The 15,525-nt window shown below is 70.6% G+C and carries 13 protein-coding genes; 5 read left to right on the forward strand and 8 right to left on the reverse strand.

All coding sequences use genetic code 11. The annotated features are described in order from the left end of the window. Nucleotides 1-102: 102 nt before the first annotated feature. Together BKK80_RS27780 and BKK80_RS27785 are read right to left on the reverse strand one after the other, a co-directional pair. On the reverse strand, nucleotides 103-288 hold the full coding sequence (locus tag BKK80_RS27780; protein ID WP_071019910.1) for a hypothetical protein: 186 nt from the start codon (nucleotides 286-288) through the stop codon (nucleotides 103-105). Between the two features lie 207 nt (nucleotides 289-495). Continuing rightward, complete coding sequence (locus BKK80_RS27785; RefSeq protein WP_071072128.1) at nucleotides 496-1,041, reverse strand: malto-oligosyltrehalose synthase; 546 nt, start codon at nucleotides 1,039-1,041, stop codon at nucleotides 496-498. A gap of 632 nt (nucleotides 1,042-1,673) precedes the next feature. Between BKK80_RS27785 and BKK80_RS27790 the strand changes: the two genes are divergently transcribed. Further along, entirely contained in the window at nucleotides 1,674-2,555 is an 882-nt protein-coding gene (locus BKK80_RS27790; RefSeq protein ID WP_083384508.1) for a MipA/OmpV family protein, read from the forward strand. A gap of 248 nt (nucleotides 2,556-2,803) precedes the next feature. On the opposite strand, the gene BKK80_RS27795 is transcribed toward BKK80_RS27790, so the two are convergent. The 3 genes from BKK80_RS27795 to BKK80_RS27805 all read right to left on the reverse strand — a co-directional run bounded on the left by BKK80_RS27795 (nucleotide 2,804) and on the right by BKK80_RS27805 (nucleotide 5,976). Further along, nucleotides 2,804-3,508, reverse strand: coding sequence for a response regulator (locus BKK80_RS27795; RefSeq protein WP_071019904.1), 705 nt, complete (start codon nucleotides 3,506-3,508; stop codon nucleotides 2,804-2,806). A gap of 231 nt (nucleotides 3,509-3,739) precedes the next feature. After that, a complete protein-coding gene (locus BKK80_RS27800; RefSeq protein WP_084545913.1) occupies nucleotides 3,740-4,396 on the reverse strand; it encodes a response regulator in 657 nt (218 codons plus the stop codon). Next, nucleotides 4,393-5,976, reverse strand: coding sequence for a histidine kinase (locus BKK80_RS27805; protein WP_157903356.1), 1,584 nt, complete (start codon nucleotides 5,974-5,976; stop codon nucleotides 4,393-4,395). The genes BKK80_RS27800 and BKK80_RS27805 overlap by 4 nt, the downstream gene beginning before the upstream one ends. Nucleotides 5,977-6,186: 210 nt before the next feature. Between BKK80_RS27805 and macA the strand changes: the two genes are divergently transcribed. From macA to BKK80_RS27820, 3 genes are read left to right on the forward strand one after another with little or no spacing between them, the layout of a single operon-like run. Then, a complete protein-coding gene (gene macA / locus BKK80_RS27810; RefSeq protein ID WP_071040017.1) occupies nucleotides 6,187-7,395 on the forward strand; it encodes a macrolide transporter subunit MacA in 1,209 nt (402 codons plus the stop codon). Beyond that, nucleotides 7,395-9,398, forward strand: a complete 2,004-nt coding sequence (locus BKK80_RS27815) for a MacB family efflux pump subunit (protein WP_071040018.1) — start codon at nucleotides 7,395-7,397, stop codon at nucleotides 9,396-9,398. Before macA ends, BKK80_RS27815 begins: the two co-directional genes overlap by 1 nt. Beyond that, nucleotides 9,391-10,824 (forward strand): efflux transporter outer membrane subunit, encoded by a 1,434-nt coding sequence (locus BKK80_RS27820; RefSeq protein ID WP_231908122.1) that lies wholly within the window; start codon nucleotides 9,391-9,393, stop codon nucleotides 10,822-10,824. The genes BKK80_RS27815 and BKK80_RS27820 overlap by 8 nt, the downstream gene beginning before the upstream one ends. 338 nt (nucleotides 10,825-11,162) lie before the next feature. On the opposite strand, the gene BKK80_RS35905 is transcribed toward BKK80_RS27820, so the two are convergent. The 3 genes from BKK80_RS35905 to BKK80_RS27835 all read right to left on the reverse strand — a co-directional run bounded on the left by BKK80_RS35905 (nucleotide 11,163) and on the right by BKK80_RS27835 (nucleotide 14,585). Beyond that, a complete protein-coding gene (locus tag BKK80_RS35905) occupies nucleotides 11,163-12,590 on the reverse strand; it encodes a dipeptidase (protein ID WP_084545784.1) in 1,428 nt (475 codons plus the stop codon). A 117-nt stretch (nucleotides 12,591-12,707) separates the two neighbouring features. Continuing rightward, nucleotides 12,708-13,418, reverse strand: a complete 711-nt coding sequence (locus tag BKK80_RS27830; RefSeq protein ID WP_418235920.1) for an aldolase — start codon at nucleotides 13,416-13,418, stop codon at nucleotides 12,708-12,710. Between the two features lie 180 nt (nucleotides 13,419-13,598). Further along, nucleotides 13,599-14,585 carry a Bug family tripartite tricarboxylate transporter substrate binding protein gene (locus BKK80_RS27835; RefSeq protein WP_071019889.1) on the reverse strand — a complete coding sequence of 329 codons (987 nt, stop codon included), beginning with the start codon at nucleotides 14,583-14,585 and terminating at the stop codon, nucleotides 13,599-13,601. A gap of 179 nt (nucleotides 14,586-14,764) precedes the next feature. On the opposite strand from BKK80_RS27835, the gene BKK80_RS27840 reads away from it, so the two are divergent. Further along, entirely contained in the window at nucleotides 14,765-15,316 is a 552-nt protein-coding gene (locus BKK80_RS27840) for a helix-turn-helix domain-containing protein (protein ID WP_071019887.1), read from the forward strand. Nucleotides 15,317-15,525: the final 209 nt, after the last annotated feature.

Genomic DNA, 15,525 nt, shown 5'->3' on the forward strand with positions numbered 1-15,525 from the left:
TGGAGCGGGCATGCCTGGCCGGCCTGGCTGGCAACGACGGGCCGTTGCCATGCGCTTCACCGTGCGGCCCGCGGCTGGCGGGCGGCGCGCGAAGTACTGCGATCAGCCGTTGGCGAAGGCGACCTTGGCCTTGCGTGCCTGCCCTTGCAGGCGCAGCAGGGTGCGCTGGACGGCGGCGACGGCACGCTTGATGTCGTCGACGAAGCCGAGGCGCGGGGTGCCGAGCTCGCGCTCGATCAGTTCACGTTCCAGTTGGTCGGTCAGCTTGATGTCGGATTGGGTGCTCATGGCGTTGACTCCTAGGGAATACCCTTATGGGGTTTTCCCTAATCATAGCAAAAGAATTGCCGCATCGCAGCATTAGGTAAAAGTACGTATGCGGGGAAGCAACAGGAAGGCTGCGCCGCGCGCTCCTCACGCCTCTTAGTGGCGCGCAAGACACCCCGTGGCGGGGCCATCCCCGGAGTCCGCCCGGGCGGCGTGGCGGGCGCCCCGTCAGGGGGAAGCCGTGGCCAGCACCTGGGCGGGGCCCGTGCCGGCCTGCGGCCGGTTGCCCGCGGCATCGCCGGCATCGTAAGGCCGGATCACCAGCGCCACGTAGCTTTCCTCGGAGATGACGACATAGGCCAGATCGGACATCACCAGTCCCACATTGCCGAGTTCTTCGCCCAGGCGGGCCAATACGAAGCGCTGCAGGACACCAAGATCCGCATCGTCGTCGAGGGTGAGCGCGACCATGCAGATGGTCAGGAAGCATTTCTCGGCAGCACCGCACAGCACCACCACTTCGTCGAGCGCACGCCCACCCGCGGCAGGCTTCACCAGCACCGAGATACCGGCGCTAGGCACCGCGCGATGCCAGCCGCGCTGCACGCGGAATGCCGGCAGCTTCAGTTCGCTGCCCGCTTGCCTGGCCACGGCATTGAAATGTTTGGTGAACTCGCCCGGGCTGATACCGAGCAGGGGTTTGGCGACCGGTACCGACGAGACCGCCATCGAGGAAGCCAGGCACAGCGTCGCAAGCGTAGTCAGCAGGTTCATCGCAGCCCCCCTGCGAGGAAGGCATCCGTCGCACCACGCGGCGTCCCGGCCGGCCCTGGTCGGCCCTGACCGGCGATACCCGCCAGTTGCCACAGCAGGTTCCGCCCGACTTCGCGGTTGACCGGCGCGCGCCGCGCCCATGCCTGCGGCGAAACCACCGGGCCATGGTCCGGCTCGACCCGGGGCCCGTCGGCGGGCGTTGCCTCGATGTCTCTAGTAAATGCTGGCGCTTGGCGGATTGCCAGAGGTTTTTCTGACGTACCTGGGCGGGATGCATACAGCAGGCCAGGACTTTGTCGCATAACCTAGAGGATCATTCTCATAGGCGATTCGGAGCACCGGCCACTGCACGGCGCGCGTCTTCCGCGCAAGGCCACAAGGCCGGGGCATCGACGCCTCGCAGCGTGCGCCACCACGCCTCCGCCGCTGGCGGCACGCAGGATCCACAGCTAGCATGACTAGCGTGCAGCCGAGCGGCGTGCCGCGTCGTGCAAGGAGAATCGCATTGCACACTACTCCGGACCCCGACATCCTTCCGCCGCCCCCCGGGCCACCTGCGGAGCCTAGCGAACCCGTCTCTCCGCCGGTCAGCGACCCGCCGCCGGCCGAGGTACCGCCGCCGCCCGTCCAGCATGCCCGCCGCTAGACCTGCGTCGAGAGGCAGCGCCCGCAAGCGGCCCGGGCAGGCATGCCGCCTGCTGTGGCCGCTCGGCCTGCTGGCCGCCTGCGCGGCGCACGCCCAGACCCCCTCGCCGCTGGCCGAATGGCAGTACTCGGCGGGCGTTCCGCTGGAGAAGATGTTCGAGCCCGAAACGGCGCAATGGGGCATCCGCCTGGGCGCGGGAGCGATCATGCGGCCGATGTACGATGGCGCCTCGCGCTACCACATGCTGGCCGGCCCCAGCATCGACATCCGCTACCGCGACCTGCTGTTCCTCTCGACCGGCGAGGGCCTCGGCATCAACCTCGTCAGCACACCGCACTGGCGTGCCGGCATCGCGCTCTCCTACGATCTCGGCCGGCGCAGCGAGGACGACCCTGGCCATCTGCACGGCCTGCCCAACCTCAATCCCGCCCCCGAAGCGAAGCTGTTCGCCGAATACGTGGTCTCCAAGAGCTTTCCCCTGGTGCTGCGCGTGAACGCTCGCCGCACGCTGGCACCGGATGACGGCTGGACCGCGGATATCGGCGCCTACCTGCCACTGCCAGGCAGCAGCGAGACCTTCTACTGGTTCGCCGGCCCCACCGTGACCTTGGCCGATTCGCGCTACATGGCACGCCGCTTCGGCATCGACGCCGCGCAGGCGGCCAGTTCAGGCTACGCGCCCTACAGCCCCGGCGGCGGCATCAAATCGGCGGGCTTCGGCGTCAGCACCGTGTACTACCTGAACAAGCACTGGTTCGCCACCGCCGATGTCGCGTTGAGCCGGCTGCTCGGCGCGGCAGCGAACAGCCCGCTCGCCGCCAACCCGCTCGGCCTGGCCATCGATGCCTCGCTCAACTACGAGTTCTGAGTGCCGGGCTGCGCGTTCCAGCGCTTCGAGGTCGCGCCAGCTCAGCCAGGCCCAGGCCAGTACCGTGGCGGCGATGGCGAGCAGCGCCAGCGACACGGCATAGTAGGACGCCAGCGGGTGGAACCGGCCAGTCAGCGCCTCCTGGTGGAGAGCCATGGCCGCCGGTGCATGGCGTTGCGCCTGCGGCATCAGCCGGCCCGCGCAGAAGAACACTGCCACCGCAGACAGGAACAGCCGCAGGAAGGCCTTCAACACGGCGCGCTCCGCTGTTCGCGCGCGCGTGCGAACAGGTAGCCGCGCCCCCACACGGTCTTGATGCGAGCGGGATCGCGCGGATTGTCATTGAGCTTGCGGCGCAGCCTGCCGATGCACACGTCGACGCTGCGGTCCAGGCCGTTGAAGTCGACGCCGCGCACCGCGTTGAGGAGATCGTCGCGCGTCAGCACGGTACCGGCACGGCTGGCCAGCGCCCACAGCATCTCGAATTCCATGGTGGTGACATCGACCGGCCGACCCTCCAACACCACCGTGCGGGAACTGCGCTCGATTTCCAGCGCGTCGAAGGCCAGCCGCGGAACCTCGGCCAACCACTGCACCGGACGACGCAGCAGCGCGCGCATGCGCGCCAGCAGCACGCGCGGCTCGACCGGCTTGGCCACGTAGTCGTCGGCGCCGGCCTCCAGCCCGAGGATCACGTCGACGTTCTCGCCACGTGCCGACAGCATCAGCACCGGTACCGGAGACACCGCACGCAGGTCGCGGCATACCTGCATGCCATCGCGGCCGGGCAGCATCTGGTCCAGCACGACGATGTCCGGCGCGCTGGCGCGCACGGCCGCCAGCACGGCGTCGCCGCGGTGCACCTGGGTCACGAGGAAGCCGTGTTGACCGAGGTATTGCGCGATCAGCCGCGCGAGTTTCAGGTCGTCTTCGACAATCAAGGCTCTGGTCATCGCAGGAAAGCAGGAACGGGATACGGAAAAAGGGCGGTAGAAGACAGATGGCCGCGCTACGCAGCGGCGCCGGAAACGGGACAAGGACCCGCGCCGGCGCACCGGGCCGCCCGGCGACACCGCCGCAGGAACGAACGCTACCTTCCCGCCGCCCGCATGTCCGGGGGAAGTTGTATGAAAACTGTGGGAAAGTTTGATGTGCCGGGCCGAGCCGGGCCGGTTCACGCGGGCTCAGCCGCCGGCGCTGTCCTTCATCAATCCCTGCCGCCAGGCAAAGGCCACGGCCTCGGTGCGATCGGCCAGGTGCAGCTTGGCCAGCACGTTGCTGAGGTGCGACTTCACCGTCTTCTCGGTGATGTGCAGCGCCGCGGCGATGCGCGCATTGCTGCCGCCCTCCGCGAGCTGGCGCAGCACTTCGAGTTCGCGCTCGGTCAGTTCGGCGAAGGGATTGCGCTGCGGCTCGCGTACCCGCCGCACCGCCTGCAGGATGCGCCGCGCCACCTGCGGATGGATCACCGCCTCGCCCTGGGCGGCCCGGCGCAGCGTGCTCAGCAGCTCGTCGCCCAGCATGGTCTTGAGCGTGAACGACTGGGCGCCCGCCTCGATGGCGGCAAAGGCCAGGTCGTCCTCTTCCGATGAGGTCAGCACCACCACATGGCTGCGCGGGCTGACGGTGCGTATGCTGCGGATGGCGCTGACGCCATCCACGCCGGGCATCAACAGGTCGATCACCACCAGGTCCGGCGCGGTATCGCGCGCCAGCCCGATAGCCTCAGCGCCATCGCCAGTCTCGGCGACCACCTCGAAATCCTCGGTCAGCGCCAGCAGGCTGCGCACGCCTTGCCGCACGATGGCGTGGTCGTCGACCAGCATCACGGAAGTCTTCATGTCCTGCATCCCATCTGTTCGTCCTGCTTTCCTTCCGGGATCTCTTCCTGACTCGCATCCGGGTTCGCACCCGGCTCCATGCGGAAGGTGACGCACACCAGCACGCCCTTGCCCGGCCCGCTGCGGATCTCCAGCTCCCCCGCCGGCAGCGCCCGGGCGCGCAGCTGCATATTGGCCAGGCCCATGCCCGTGCCGCCGCCCCGATCCGGATCGAAACCGCGGCCATTGTCGCGCACCGACCAGCACGCCCTGTCGCCGGCACAGGCGAAGTCCACCTCGAGCAGGCTCGCTCCGCTGTGCCGCAGCACGTTGGCCGCCGCCTCGGTGGTCAGCAGCAGCAACTGGCCGGCCACGTCAGGCCGGGCACACAGCCGGGCCTCGTCCTGCGGCGTCAGGCGCAGCAACCAGTCGATGCCGCTGCCGCTCAGCATCGGTTCGAGGCTGTCGCGCAACGTGCCAGCCAGCCCGGCCTCGACGATGGTGGTCGCGCCGAAGCGCTGGATGATGTCGGCGAGGTCCTGCTGCAGCCGCGAGGTCAGCTGCAGCGCCGTCTGCACCATCTCCTGCGCCTCGCCCTGGCCGCCGGTCAGGTGGCGCAGCACGCTCAGCTGCAGGCCGAGCGCGAAGGCACGCTGCTTGGCGGTATCGTGCAGGTCGCGCGCCAGCCGGTTGCGCTCCTGCGCCGCCGCCAGTGCCTGCTTGACCTCGATCACCTCGCCCAGCGCATCGGCCATGCGGTCGAAACGCTGCGACAGCCGGCTCAGTTCGTCGCCGCCATGATCGTTGATGCGCAGCGCGAGATCGCCGGCGGCCCAGGTCTCGGCCGCGCGGCCGGTGCGACGGATGCGGCCGACCAGCAGCACGGCCACGGTCAGCGCCGACATGGCGCTGATGATCAGCAGATAGCACAGCAGGTCCAGCAGTTCCCCGCGCGTGAGGCGGCCGAGCATGGATAGCGGGCTGCGCGCATCCATGCCCAGCGTCAGCGTGGCGCCGGGCTCCTGCGCCGGGTGGATCGCCACTGCCAGCGTCCAGGGCCGGGTCAGGTCCTCCCAGCGCCCGGGTGGCGGCGCGTCCGGCAGCCGCCCTGCCGGACGGCCGGGCGCGGCCGCGCCCATGGCCGCTTCGAGCCGGGCGCCCGCCCGGGCGGGATACTGGCAGCCGCTGCCGTCCGCGCGCCGGTAGCGCAACGCCAGGCGCCCGTCCCGGCTGGCGCCGGCCATGCCGTCGTAGTCGGCCCACATGCGCAACTCCGGGTCGGCCATGCGCAGCAGCAGCCCGAGCATCAAGGTCTCGCACTGCGCCTGGCGCCCGGCGTCCACGCCCGCCAGCGGCCCCAGCGCCGCGGCCTCGCGGGCCATGCGCGGCGCCAGCGCCGCCGGCTCGAAGGCCCGCCGCAGTTCCCGTCCGGCGCCAGCCAGGTCCAGCACGGCCAGCAGCAGCGTGCCGGCCAGCGAGGCGGCAAGCATGGCGCCCAGGTATTTCCAGAACAGGCTGCGCCACCAGCGCGTGGCGGCGGAGGGCGGCGGGGCATCGCCGCGGCCGGCTGACGGCCGGGAGAGAACGGTGGGAAATGGCATGGGCGCCAGTATCGCCCATCGGGGAGGCCGGCGAAACGGCCTCCGGTCGGACTCAGGACTGGACTTCCGGCCGATGCGCGCGCGCGTGACCGGCGCCAAGATGCAAGCCCGACCGATGCGGTCCGGGGCCGCATTCGCCAACCCCTTTCGCCAACCCTTTCCCCAACCCTTTCCGACGGTCAACGGTTCGCCGCCCCGTCCGCACCCCTCATGCAAGCTACTCTCTCGCGGCGCCGCCGCCTGCCTCTCCTGCTCGGCGCGCTCGGCCTGCTGGCGCTCGCCGGGGCCGGGCTGGCCTGGCGGCTCGGCACGCCGCCCCAGCCCGAATTCCTCAGTGCCCCCGTGGTACGCGGCGACCTCGAGGATGCCGTGATGGCCATCGGCGTCCTGCAGCCGCTGCGCCAGGTCGAGGTGGGCGCCCAGGCCAACGGCCAGCTCAAGTCGCTCAAGGTCAAGCTGGGCGACCACGTCAAGCGCGGCGACCTGCTCGCGCAGATCGACGCCGTGCAGCCGCACAATGTCCTGCTGCAGGCCGAGGCGGCATTGGCCGCGCTGCAGGCCCGACGCGACAGCAACCAGGCGCGCCTGCGCCAGGCCCGCCTCGAATGGCAACGCCAGCGCGACATGCGGGCCCACGACGCCAGCGCCGAACAGGACCTGGTGGCGGCGCAAGCCGAGCTGCGCGCGCAGGAGGCCGCCCTGCGCGAGACCACCGCCGAGATCGCCCAGCAGCGCTCGCGCGTCGCCGCCGCGCGCACCGACCTCGGCTTCACCCGCATCACCGCGCCGATGGACGGCGAGGTGGTCGCGCTCAATACGCTGGAGGGACAGACCGTGGTGGCCTCCTACCAGGTCCCCAACATCCTCAAGCTGGCCGACCTCAGCACCATGACCGTGCGCGCCCAGGTGTCCGAGGCGGACGTGATCCGCATCCGCGAGCAGCAGCCGGTCTATTTCACCGTGCTCGGTGCGCCGGACCGGCGCTACCACGGCCGCCTGCGCGCGATCCAGCCGTCGCCCGAGAAAATCAACAATGCGGTCTTCTTCAATGCCTTGTTCGACGTGCCCAACCCCGACCGCAGCCTGCGCATCGACATGACCGCGCAAGTCTCCATCGTCCTCGGCGCGGTGAAGCAGGCCGTGCTGGTGCCCCTGTCGGCGCTCGGCCCGCGCAGGCCCGACGGCCGCTTCCCCGCGCGCGTGCTGCATGCCGACGGTTCGGTGGAACACCGCCAGGTCCGCACCGGCCTGCGCAACAACGTCAACGCCCAGGTGCTCGAAGGACTGCGCGAAGGCGAGCGGGTGGTCACCGGAGACAGCACCGATGCCGCCGCCCCGGCCCCGGCCTCCAACCGCGCGGCGCGGCAGGCGCGCGGCCCCGCGCTCGCGGCGCGCCCCGCAACCAGCCGGAGCGCATGATGTCCCGTCCGCCGCTCTTGCTGCTCCAGCAAGTGGAGCGCCGCTTTCCGTCCGATGCCGGCGAAACCGTTGTGCTGTGCGACGTCGGCCTTGCCATTGCCGCCGGCGAGATGGTCGCCATCGTCGGCGCTTCGGGTTCGGGCAAGTCCACCTTGATGAACATCCTGGGCTGCCTCGACCGGCCGAGTGCCGGTCGCTACCTGGTCGACGGCCAGGACGTCGCCATGCTGGACGCCGATGCGCTGGCGCAACTGCGCCGGGAGCGCTTCGGCTTCATCTTCCAGCGCTACCACCTGATGCCCCACCTGTCGGCGGCCGGCAATGTCGAGGTCCCGGCCGCTTATGCCGGCATTCCGGCCGCGGCCCGGCATGAGCGCGCCCTGCACCTGCTCGACCGTCTCGGGCTGGGCGGGCGCGGCGCGAGTCGCCCCGGCCAGTTGTCGGGCGGCCAGCAGCAGCGCGTCAGCATCGCTCGCGCGCTGATGAACGGCGGCCAGGTGATCCTGGCCGACGAGCCCACCGGCGCCCTCGACAGCCGCAGCGGCGAAGAGGTCATGGCCATCCTGCGCGAACTGCACGCCCAGGGCCATACCATCGTCCTCGTCACCCACGACCGCCAGGTGGCCGCCTGCGCTGAACGCATCATCGAGGTGGCTGACGGCCGCATCGTCGCGGACCGCACCAACCGCCCGGCCTCGCCCGCCGCCCGCGCGGCGGCGGACAGGAGCCCGCCGGCCTCGCCGCCGGGGCCCGGCACGCCCCCCAAGGCCTTGCCCGCGCCGCCCGCGGCACGCCTGCGCGGCGGCTGGCAACGGTTCACCGAGGCCTTCCTGATGGCCTGGCGCTCGATCCTGGCGCACCGACTGCGCTCGGCGCTGACCATGCTCGGCATCGTCATCGGCATCACCTCGGTGGTGGCGATCACGGCCATCGGCGAAGGCGCCAAGCGCTACGTGCTGGACGATATCCGCGCGATCGGCACCAACACCCTGGAGATCTACCCCGGCGCCGACTTCGGCGACGACCGCGCCGACAGCATCCGCACCATGGTCGCGGCCGACCTCGATGCGCTGCGCGCGCTGCCTTACGTCGACAGCGTCACGCCGCTGACCACCCGCACGCTGCGCCTGCGCCACCGCAACGTGGACGTCAACGGTGCCGTGCACGGGGTCAGCGAAAGCCTGTTCCGCGTGCGCGGCATGAGGCTGGCCGACGGCAGCGGCTTCCGCAGCGAGGACGTCCTCCGCCACGCCCAGGTGGTGGCCATCGACGAGAACACGCGCCGCAAGCTGTTCGGGCGCCAGGGCCAGGCCATCGGCAAGATCATCCTGGTGGGCAACCTGCCGTGCACCGTGGTCGCGGTACTGCGCGAACGCAAGAGCATGTTCGACGACAACAAGAGCCTCAATGTCTGGCTGCCATACAGCACCGCCGGCAGCCGGCTGTTCGGCCAGCAGCATTTCGAGGGCCTCGCCGTGCGCATCGCCGAAGGCCAGCCCGGCAAGGCCGCCGAACAAGGCGTGGTGCGGCTGCTGGCGCAGCGCCACGGCAAGAAAGACTTCTTCACCTTCAACCTGGACAGCATCGTCAAGACCGCCGAGCGGACCAGCCAGGCGCTGACCCTGCTGCTCTCCACCGTGGCGGTGATCTCGCTGGTGGTGGGCGGCATCGGCGTGATGAACATCATGCTGGTGTCGGTCACCGAACGGACGCGCGAGATCGGCATCCGCATGGCAGTCGGCGCGCGCCGTGGCGATGTCATGCAGCAGTTCCTGACGGAGGCGGTGCTGGTCTGCCTGATGGGCGGCGTCATCGGCGTCGTGCTGGCCTACGGCCTCGGCCTGGTCTTCGCGCTGGCGAGCAGCCGCTGGCAGATGGTGTTCTCCCCGCTCTCCGTGGCCGGCGCCTTCCTGTGCGCCACGCTGGTCGGCGTGGTCTTCGGCTACCTGCCGGCGCGCAAGGCCGCCCGGCTCACCCCCATCGAGGCACTCAACCGTGAATGACGCGGCAAACCCCTTCCCGTCCCCCGGCCGTCCGCGCACGCGTGGCGGGCGCCTGCTGCTGTGTGCCCTGGCCTGGGCCATGGCCGGCTGCGCCGGCCTGCGAACGCCCGTCCTCGACCCCGCGCCCGACATTCCCGCGCACTGGAGGCAGGGCACGCCTGCAGGATCCGCAGCCGCACCGGCACCGGCACCATCGCCGGAATGGTGGCGCAGCTTCGGCGACGCGCGCCTCGACACCGTGATCGGCGCGGCGCTGGCACGCAACCCCGACCTCGCCATCGCCACCCTGCGGCTGAGGCAGGCGCGCCTGCGCGCCCGCCTCGCCGGCACCGACCTGTGGCCGGCACCCGGCGCGAGCCTCCAGGCCAGCCGCCGGTGGGGCCTGGACGGCCAGGCGCGGCGCGACGCGGGCGAGCTGAATGCCACCGTGGCCTACGAGCTGGACCTGTGGGGACGGCTGGCTCAACTGCGCAGCGCCGCCGAATGGGAGGCGCAGGCCAGCCAGGCCGATCATGAAGCCGCCGCCATCGCCCTCGTCGCCACCACGGCCACACTCTACTGGCGCGCAGGACTGCTCAACGAACGCATCACGCTCTCGGTACTCAGCCTGGCCGATGCCCGCGCCACGCTGGAACTGGTGGCCGCGCGCCACCGCGCCGGCGCCGCCGCCGGGCTCGACCTGGCCCAGGCCCGGCAGCAACTGGCCGACCTGCAGGCCGAGCATACGCTGCTGGAACAGGCGCGCACCGAGAATCGCCACGCCTTCGCCATCCTGTTCGACCGGCCGCCCGGGCAGGCGGCCGCCGAACCCGAGCGCCTGTCCTCCGCACCGCCCCCCGCGGTCGAGGCCGGCCTGCCGGCCAGCCTGCTCGGCCGCCGCCCTGACCTGCGCCAAGGTGAGGCGCGCCTGCGCCGCGCCCTGGCCGAAGCCGATGCGGTGCGCGCCGGTTTCTACCCCAGGCTGACGCTGACCGGCGTGCTCGGCAGCGCCAGCGCCGACCTCGGCTCCCTGTTGCGCGACCCGACCGCCCTGCTCGGCGCCGGGGTGGAACTCCCCTTCCTGCGCTGGTACCGCATCGAGCCGGCCATCGGCGTAGCCCAGGCCGAGTACGAAGAAGCCGTGGTGCGCTACCGCAAGACCCTGTACACCGCTTTTGCCGAGGTCGAAGACGCATTGGCGGCACGCGCGCAACTGGCCACGCGGGGCACACGGCTGGACCAAGCGCTGCGTGCCGCCGAGCAGGCCGAAACCCTGTCCGGCGTGCGCTATCGCGCCGGCGCCACGGCGCTGCAGCCATGGCTGGATGCAAAGCACAAGCGCCGGCTTGCCCAGGCCGCGCTGGCGCAGACGCGGTTCGACCGGCTGGTCGCCACCATGGCGCTCTACAAGGCATTGGGCGGGCCGGCCGAGCTGGCGGCGCGCTGAGTGGATAAGGATGCTGCCCTATTCCAGGGCCGTTCGAAGACGCACGGCAGACTCCCGACACAATCGCCGGGTGGCCGCAAGCAGACATCCGGGTGCGACAGGCGCCGCAGGCCTCACATCTAGGCCGAAGGCCGTCCGGGAAGGCATTCCGCGCCGCCATCTTTGCCATGCCGGCCTTGCATTTGTTGACAGTCGCCCCAGGCCCGGCTGACTACACTGCAATCAACCCTTGGTGGCTCCCGGGGGCCCAGGAAACCCATATCGCCAGGCACTGACCCGCCTGGCGTTTTTTTTGTGCGCACCGTGCAGCGGCAATGCCGGCCCCCCTTGCGCTCGCGCTATCCGACCGAGGCCTCGAACACCCGCCGGTAGTTGCCGCCCAGCAGCTTGTCCAGCTCCGCCGGACGGAAGCCGCCTGCCAGCAGCGCCTGTGCCAGCGCCGGCAGTTGCGCGTAGCTGCGGAACACCGGCGGCGAGATGAAGCCCAGCATATCGCTGCCCAGGCCCACGTGGTCCACGCCGACCACGTCGACCATCCGCTTGATGCCGTCCGCCATGCCCGCCAGGTCGCGGAAGGACCCGGCGCTGGGCCAGACGCCGATCACACCGCCGGTGCCGGCGATCACGCGGGCGTGGTCCGGCGAGACCAGCCGGCTGCGCGCGCCGGGATGGGCCGCCAATGCGGTATGAGACAGCACCAGGGGCTTGCTCGACACCGCCGCCGCCCGCTTGACCAGGTCGTAGGTGCCGTGCGCCACGTCGACCACCAAGCCGAGCGCATTGCAGCGGCGCACCACGGCCGCGCCGAAATCGCTCAGGCCTCCATGCACCGGCGCTTCGCTCTGGATGTCTCCCAATTCGTTGACGCGGTAGTGCGTCAGTTGCAGGTGCCGCAGCTGCTGCTCCGTGTAAGCCTCGTCGACCCGCTCGATGCGGCCCTCGAGGAAATCGGCCCCCTCCGCCGCCAGGATCACGCTCGGGCCGGCCGGGGCCAGCCTGGCGAGCGAAGCGGCGTCGGTGACGACCTGCAGCTTCTCGTGGGCGATCAAGGCCCGTGCCCGCGCGAACTCGGCCTGGCCGAGCGCATGGAGCTCGCCCGGCTCCGGCTTGCGCCACGGCTCGAAGCTCCGGCGGCTGGCGGACACCCGCGTGACCGTGGTATCGGTGACGATGGCCAGGCAGATCACCTGCATGCCGCCGGCCCGCATGGGCGCGGCGAGTGGCAGGAAGGGGCGCCGGTCGCCGAGCGCCGGGTCGCGCGACACCGTGACGCGGCCGCCGTGGCTGTGCATGTCGATGGTCAGTGCGCCCGGCGCGGGCTGCCAGGCGGGCGCCGCGGCCTCGCCCGGCGCAGCGGCGTCCACATCGGATGCGAAGGGTCCGCGCGCGCAGGCGGCCAGCCCGAGCGCCGCGCCGGCGGCGAGGAACACCCGCCGGCCCGGCATGGCCGGTGCCGCGTCGATCAGTACGGCGCCATCCAGGCGATAGCGCCACGCCTCGGGATCGTCGCCCCCGCTGCGCAGCCAGCCACGCAGCACGATGGCCCGCCCCGTCACCGCCACCGGCAGCGCCGCCCGGATTTCCATGCAGGCCTGCGCGTCTTGCGGCAGGCCAGGACCGCAGCAAGGCGCCTCGGCAACCAGCAGGAAGCCGTCCACCGCGCGAGCCGCCGCATCGGGCGGGATCATCCAGCCGGCGATCTCGACCTGCCGGCCTTCGAATCGGCCCGCACTGCCCGCATGGACCTCTGCCCACTCCAGTTTCATGCCGTGTCCCCCGGTGCCTGGCGATGTGCCCGGCCGCGCCGCCGGGTGGGCAGAGCATAGCGCCACCGCCCCCGGGCAGGCAAACCCGCACGGCCGCCGCCGGCATCGGGGCCGGGCTCAGGCGCCGCGCAGGGCCCGCCGGGCGTAGTACTCGAAGGTCAGTTGCGAGCGGCGCGGCGTCAGGATCCAGTCATGTGCCTCCTGGGCCAGGGCCTCGGGCAACGGCCGGATGGCGCCCGCCGACATGGCGGCCAGCTGCATCTTCGCCGCGCGCTCGAACAGCAGGGCCATCACGCACGCCTCCTCCACCGACGCCGCCGCCACCAGCAGCCCGTGGTGGGCCAGCAGGATGGCGCGCTTGCTGCCCAGCGCGGCCGAGATGATCTCGCCCTCCTCGTTGCCGACCGGCACGCCGGGCCATTTCTTCAGGAAAGCGCAATCGTCGTAGAGCACGCAGGTATCCATATGCGACACCACCAGCGGCACCTCCAGCATGGCCAGCGTCGCCGCGTGGAAGGGGTGGGTATGGATGACGCAGCGCACGTCCGGGCGGGCACGGTAGATCCATGAGTGGAAGCGGTTGGCAGGATTAGGCATGCCGTCGCCGTCGAGCACGCGCAGGTCTTCGTCGACCCGCAGCAGGTTCTCGGCGGTGATCTCGTCGAAACCCAGGCCCAGGCGCTGGGTGTAGTAGCTGCCCGGCTCTTCGGCGCGCGCGGTGATCTGGCCGGCCAGGCCGGAGTCGTGGCCGCCGTCGAACAGGATGCGGCAGGTCAGCGCCACCTTCTCGCGCAAGGTGCGCTCCGGAATCGACAGCTTCGACTGCATGTCGGCCTGGGCGCGGGAGATCAATTCGTCTTTCTTCAGGGTAAGGGTATCGGCCATGGTCTGGATGGTTTCTCTGCTAGGTATTCCTGGGTCGTTCGGATCGTTCAGCTTGTTCAGGTCGACGGAAGATTCTGCGGGGCCGCACCCGGCGGCCCCTGGCAAGTCACGCTGCCGGCCCGCTCATTCCGCCGTGATGCGGGCCGCGCTGACCACCGCCGCCCACTTGGCCTTCTCCGCCTGCATGACCTGCGCATACTCCTGCGCGCTGCCACTGTATGGTTCGCTGCCCTGTGCGGCCAGGCGGGAACGCAAGACGGGACTGGCCAGGGCGGCGCGCAGCGCCACCGACAGCCTGCCCACTACCTCCGGCGGCGTGCCGGCCGGCACGTACAGCGCATTCCACGAACTGACGTCGAAGGCCGGCAGGCCGGCCTCTTTGCTGGTCGGCACACCGGGCGCGCCCGGCAGGCGCCGGGGGCCGGCCACCACCAGCGCCCGCAAGCGCCCTGCGTCCACCTGCGGCAGGATCACCGGCGCAGCATCGAGCACCACGCCGACATTGCCGCCGATCGCCGCATTGACGGCCTCGGCGCCGCTCTTGAAGGGGATGTGTTCCAGCTTGATCCCTGCGCTCTGCTTCAGCAGTTCGATGCCGATATGGGGTGCGCTGGCATTGCCGGCCGAGCCATAGTTCAGCGCGCCGGGATGCTGGCGGGCGTAGCCGACGAATTCGCGGAAATCGCCGGCCGGCACGGCGGCGCCGACCGCCAGCAGGAATGGCGAGCGCGAGACCAGGCCCAGCGGCACGAACTGGGTATCGGGCGCATAGGGCAGCCGGCCCTTGGCGTAGATCAGCGGGTTCACGACCTGGGTGCCCACCGTGCCCATGAATACCGTATAGCCATCGGGCGCGGCGCGCGCGGCGGCCTGGGCCGCGATCACGCCGCCGGCGCCCGGCCGGTTCTCGATCACGACGCCCTGCCCGAGGCTGCCGCCCCAGGCCTGGCCAACGAGGCGCGCCACACTATCGGTGATGCCGCCGGCGCCGAACGGCACCACCAGGCGGATCGGCCGGTTCGGGAAAGCCTGCGCGCCGGCGCCGGGCGAGACGAGTGAGGTGAGCAGGCAGGCTGCGGCCAGGGCCGCGATCAAGGGGGGCGCTTTCATCGGAGTCTCCATGGGAAATCAGGCGTTCGATCACACCGGGCTGTCACGCCAGGTATGACACCTCATCTTTTATATGACTCAGTGTGTCCTTTGGAAAACAAGATGTCAAGAAGGACATCAGCGTCCGGTGTTGGCCGCGCGGCGGATATAATGCGCGGGTCGCTTCCTCTCGCCCCCTCATGGTCAACCTGCCGCATCGCCTCCGCACCCTCCGCCGCCAGCGCGGCCTGTCGCTGGAAGCGCTCGCCGAGCAGACCGGCCTGACCCGCAGCTATCTTTCCAAACTGGAACGCGGCCTCAGCTCTCCCTCGATCGCCACGGTACTCAAGATCGCCCAGGCCTATGGCATGGGCACAGGACACCTGCTGGGAGACGCGCGCGACAGCGCCGAGGAAGTGGCCTGCGTTTCCCGCGCCTCGCAGCGCGAGCCGCTATCGCGCGAGGGGGAATCGCACGGCTACCGCTATGAAGCCATCGCGGCAGCACGCAAGGTCAAGGCCATGGAGCCCTTCGTCATGCACCCGCCGAGCGACTTCCCCGACGAGGCAAGGGTCGCGCACAGCGGCGAGGAATTCCTGTTCGTGCTGAAGGGACAAGTCGAGGTCCAGCTGGGCGAGGAACTGGTGACACTGGCCAGCGGCGATGCACTGTATTTCGATGCCGACCTGCCCCACCGCGTGCGCAGCGTCGGGAGCGCCCGGGCCGAAGTGCTGGTCACCACCACCCGATAGTGTCGTACGTCTTCCATCCGTGGAAGAACACGGGCCGTCGAGAAGCCGCCTCAAAGCCGCCTCCAAGTCGCCGCTAAATCGTCCTTAGGTCGTCCTTAAGTCGTCCTAAGTCGTCTGTCTATCGCGTCCGGGCGGGCACAGGACGGAGGTTTGCCGGGCCAGGCCGGGCGCCGGCGGACTAGAATCGATCGGCAAGCCAGTCACTCCGG

Origin of the sequence: Cupriavidus malaysiensis, assembly GCF_001854325.1 — a bacterium.
Taxonomy (GTDB): domain Bacteria; phylum Pseudomonadota; class Gammaproteobacteria; order Burkholderiales; family Burkholderiaceae; genus Cupriavidus; species Cupriavidus malaysiensis.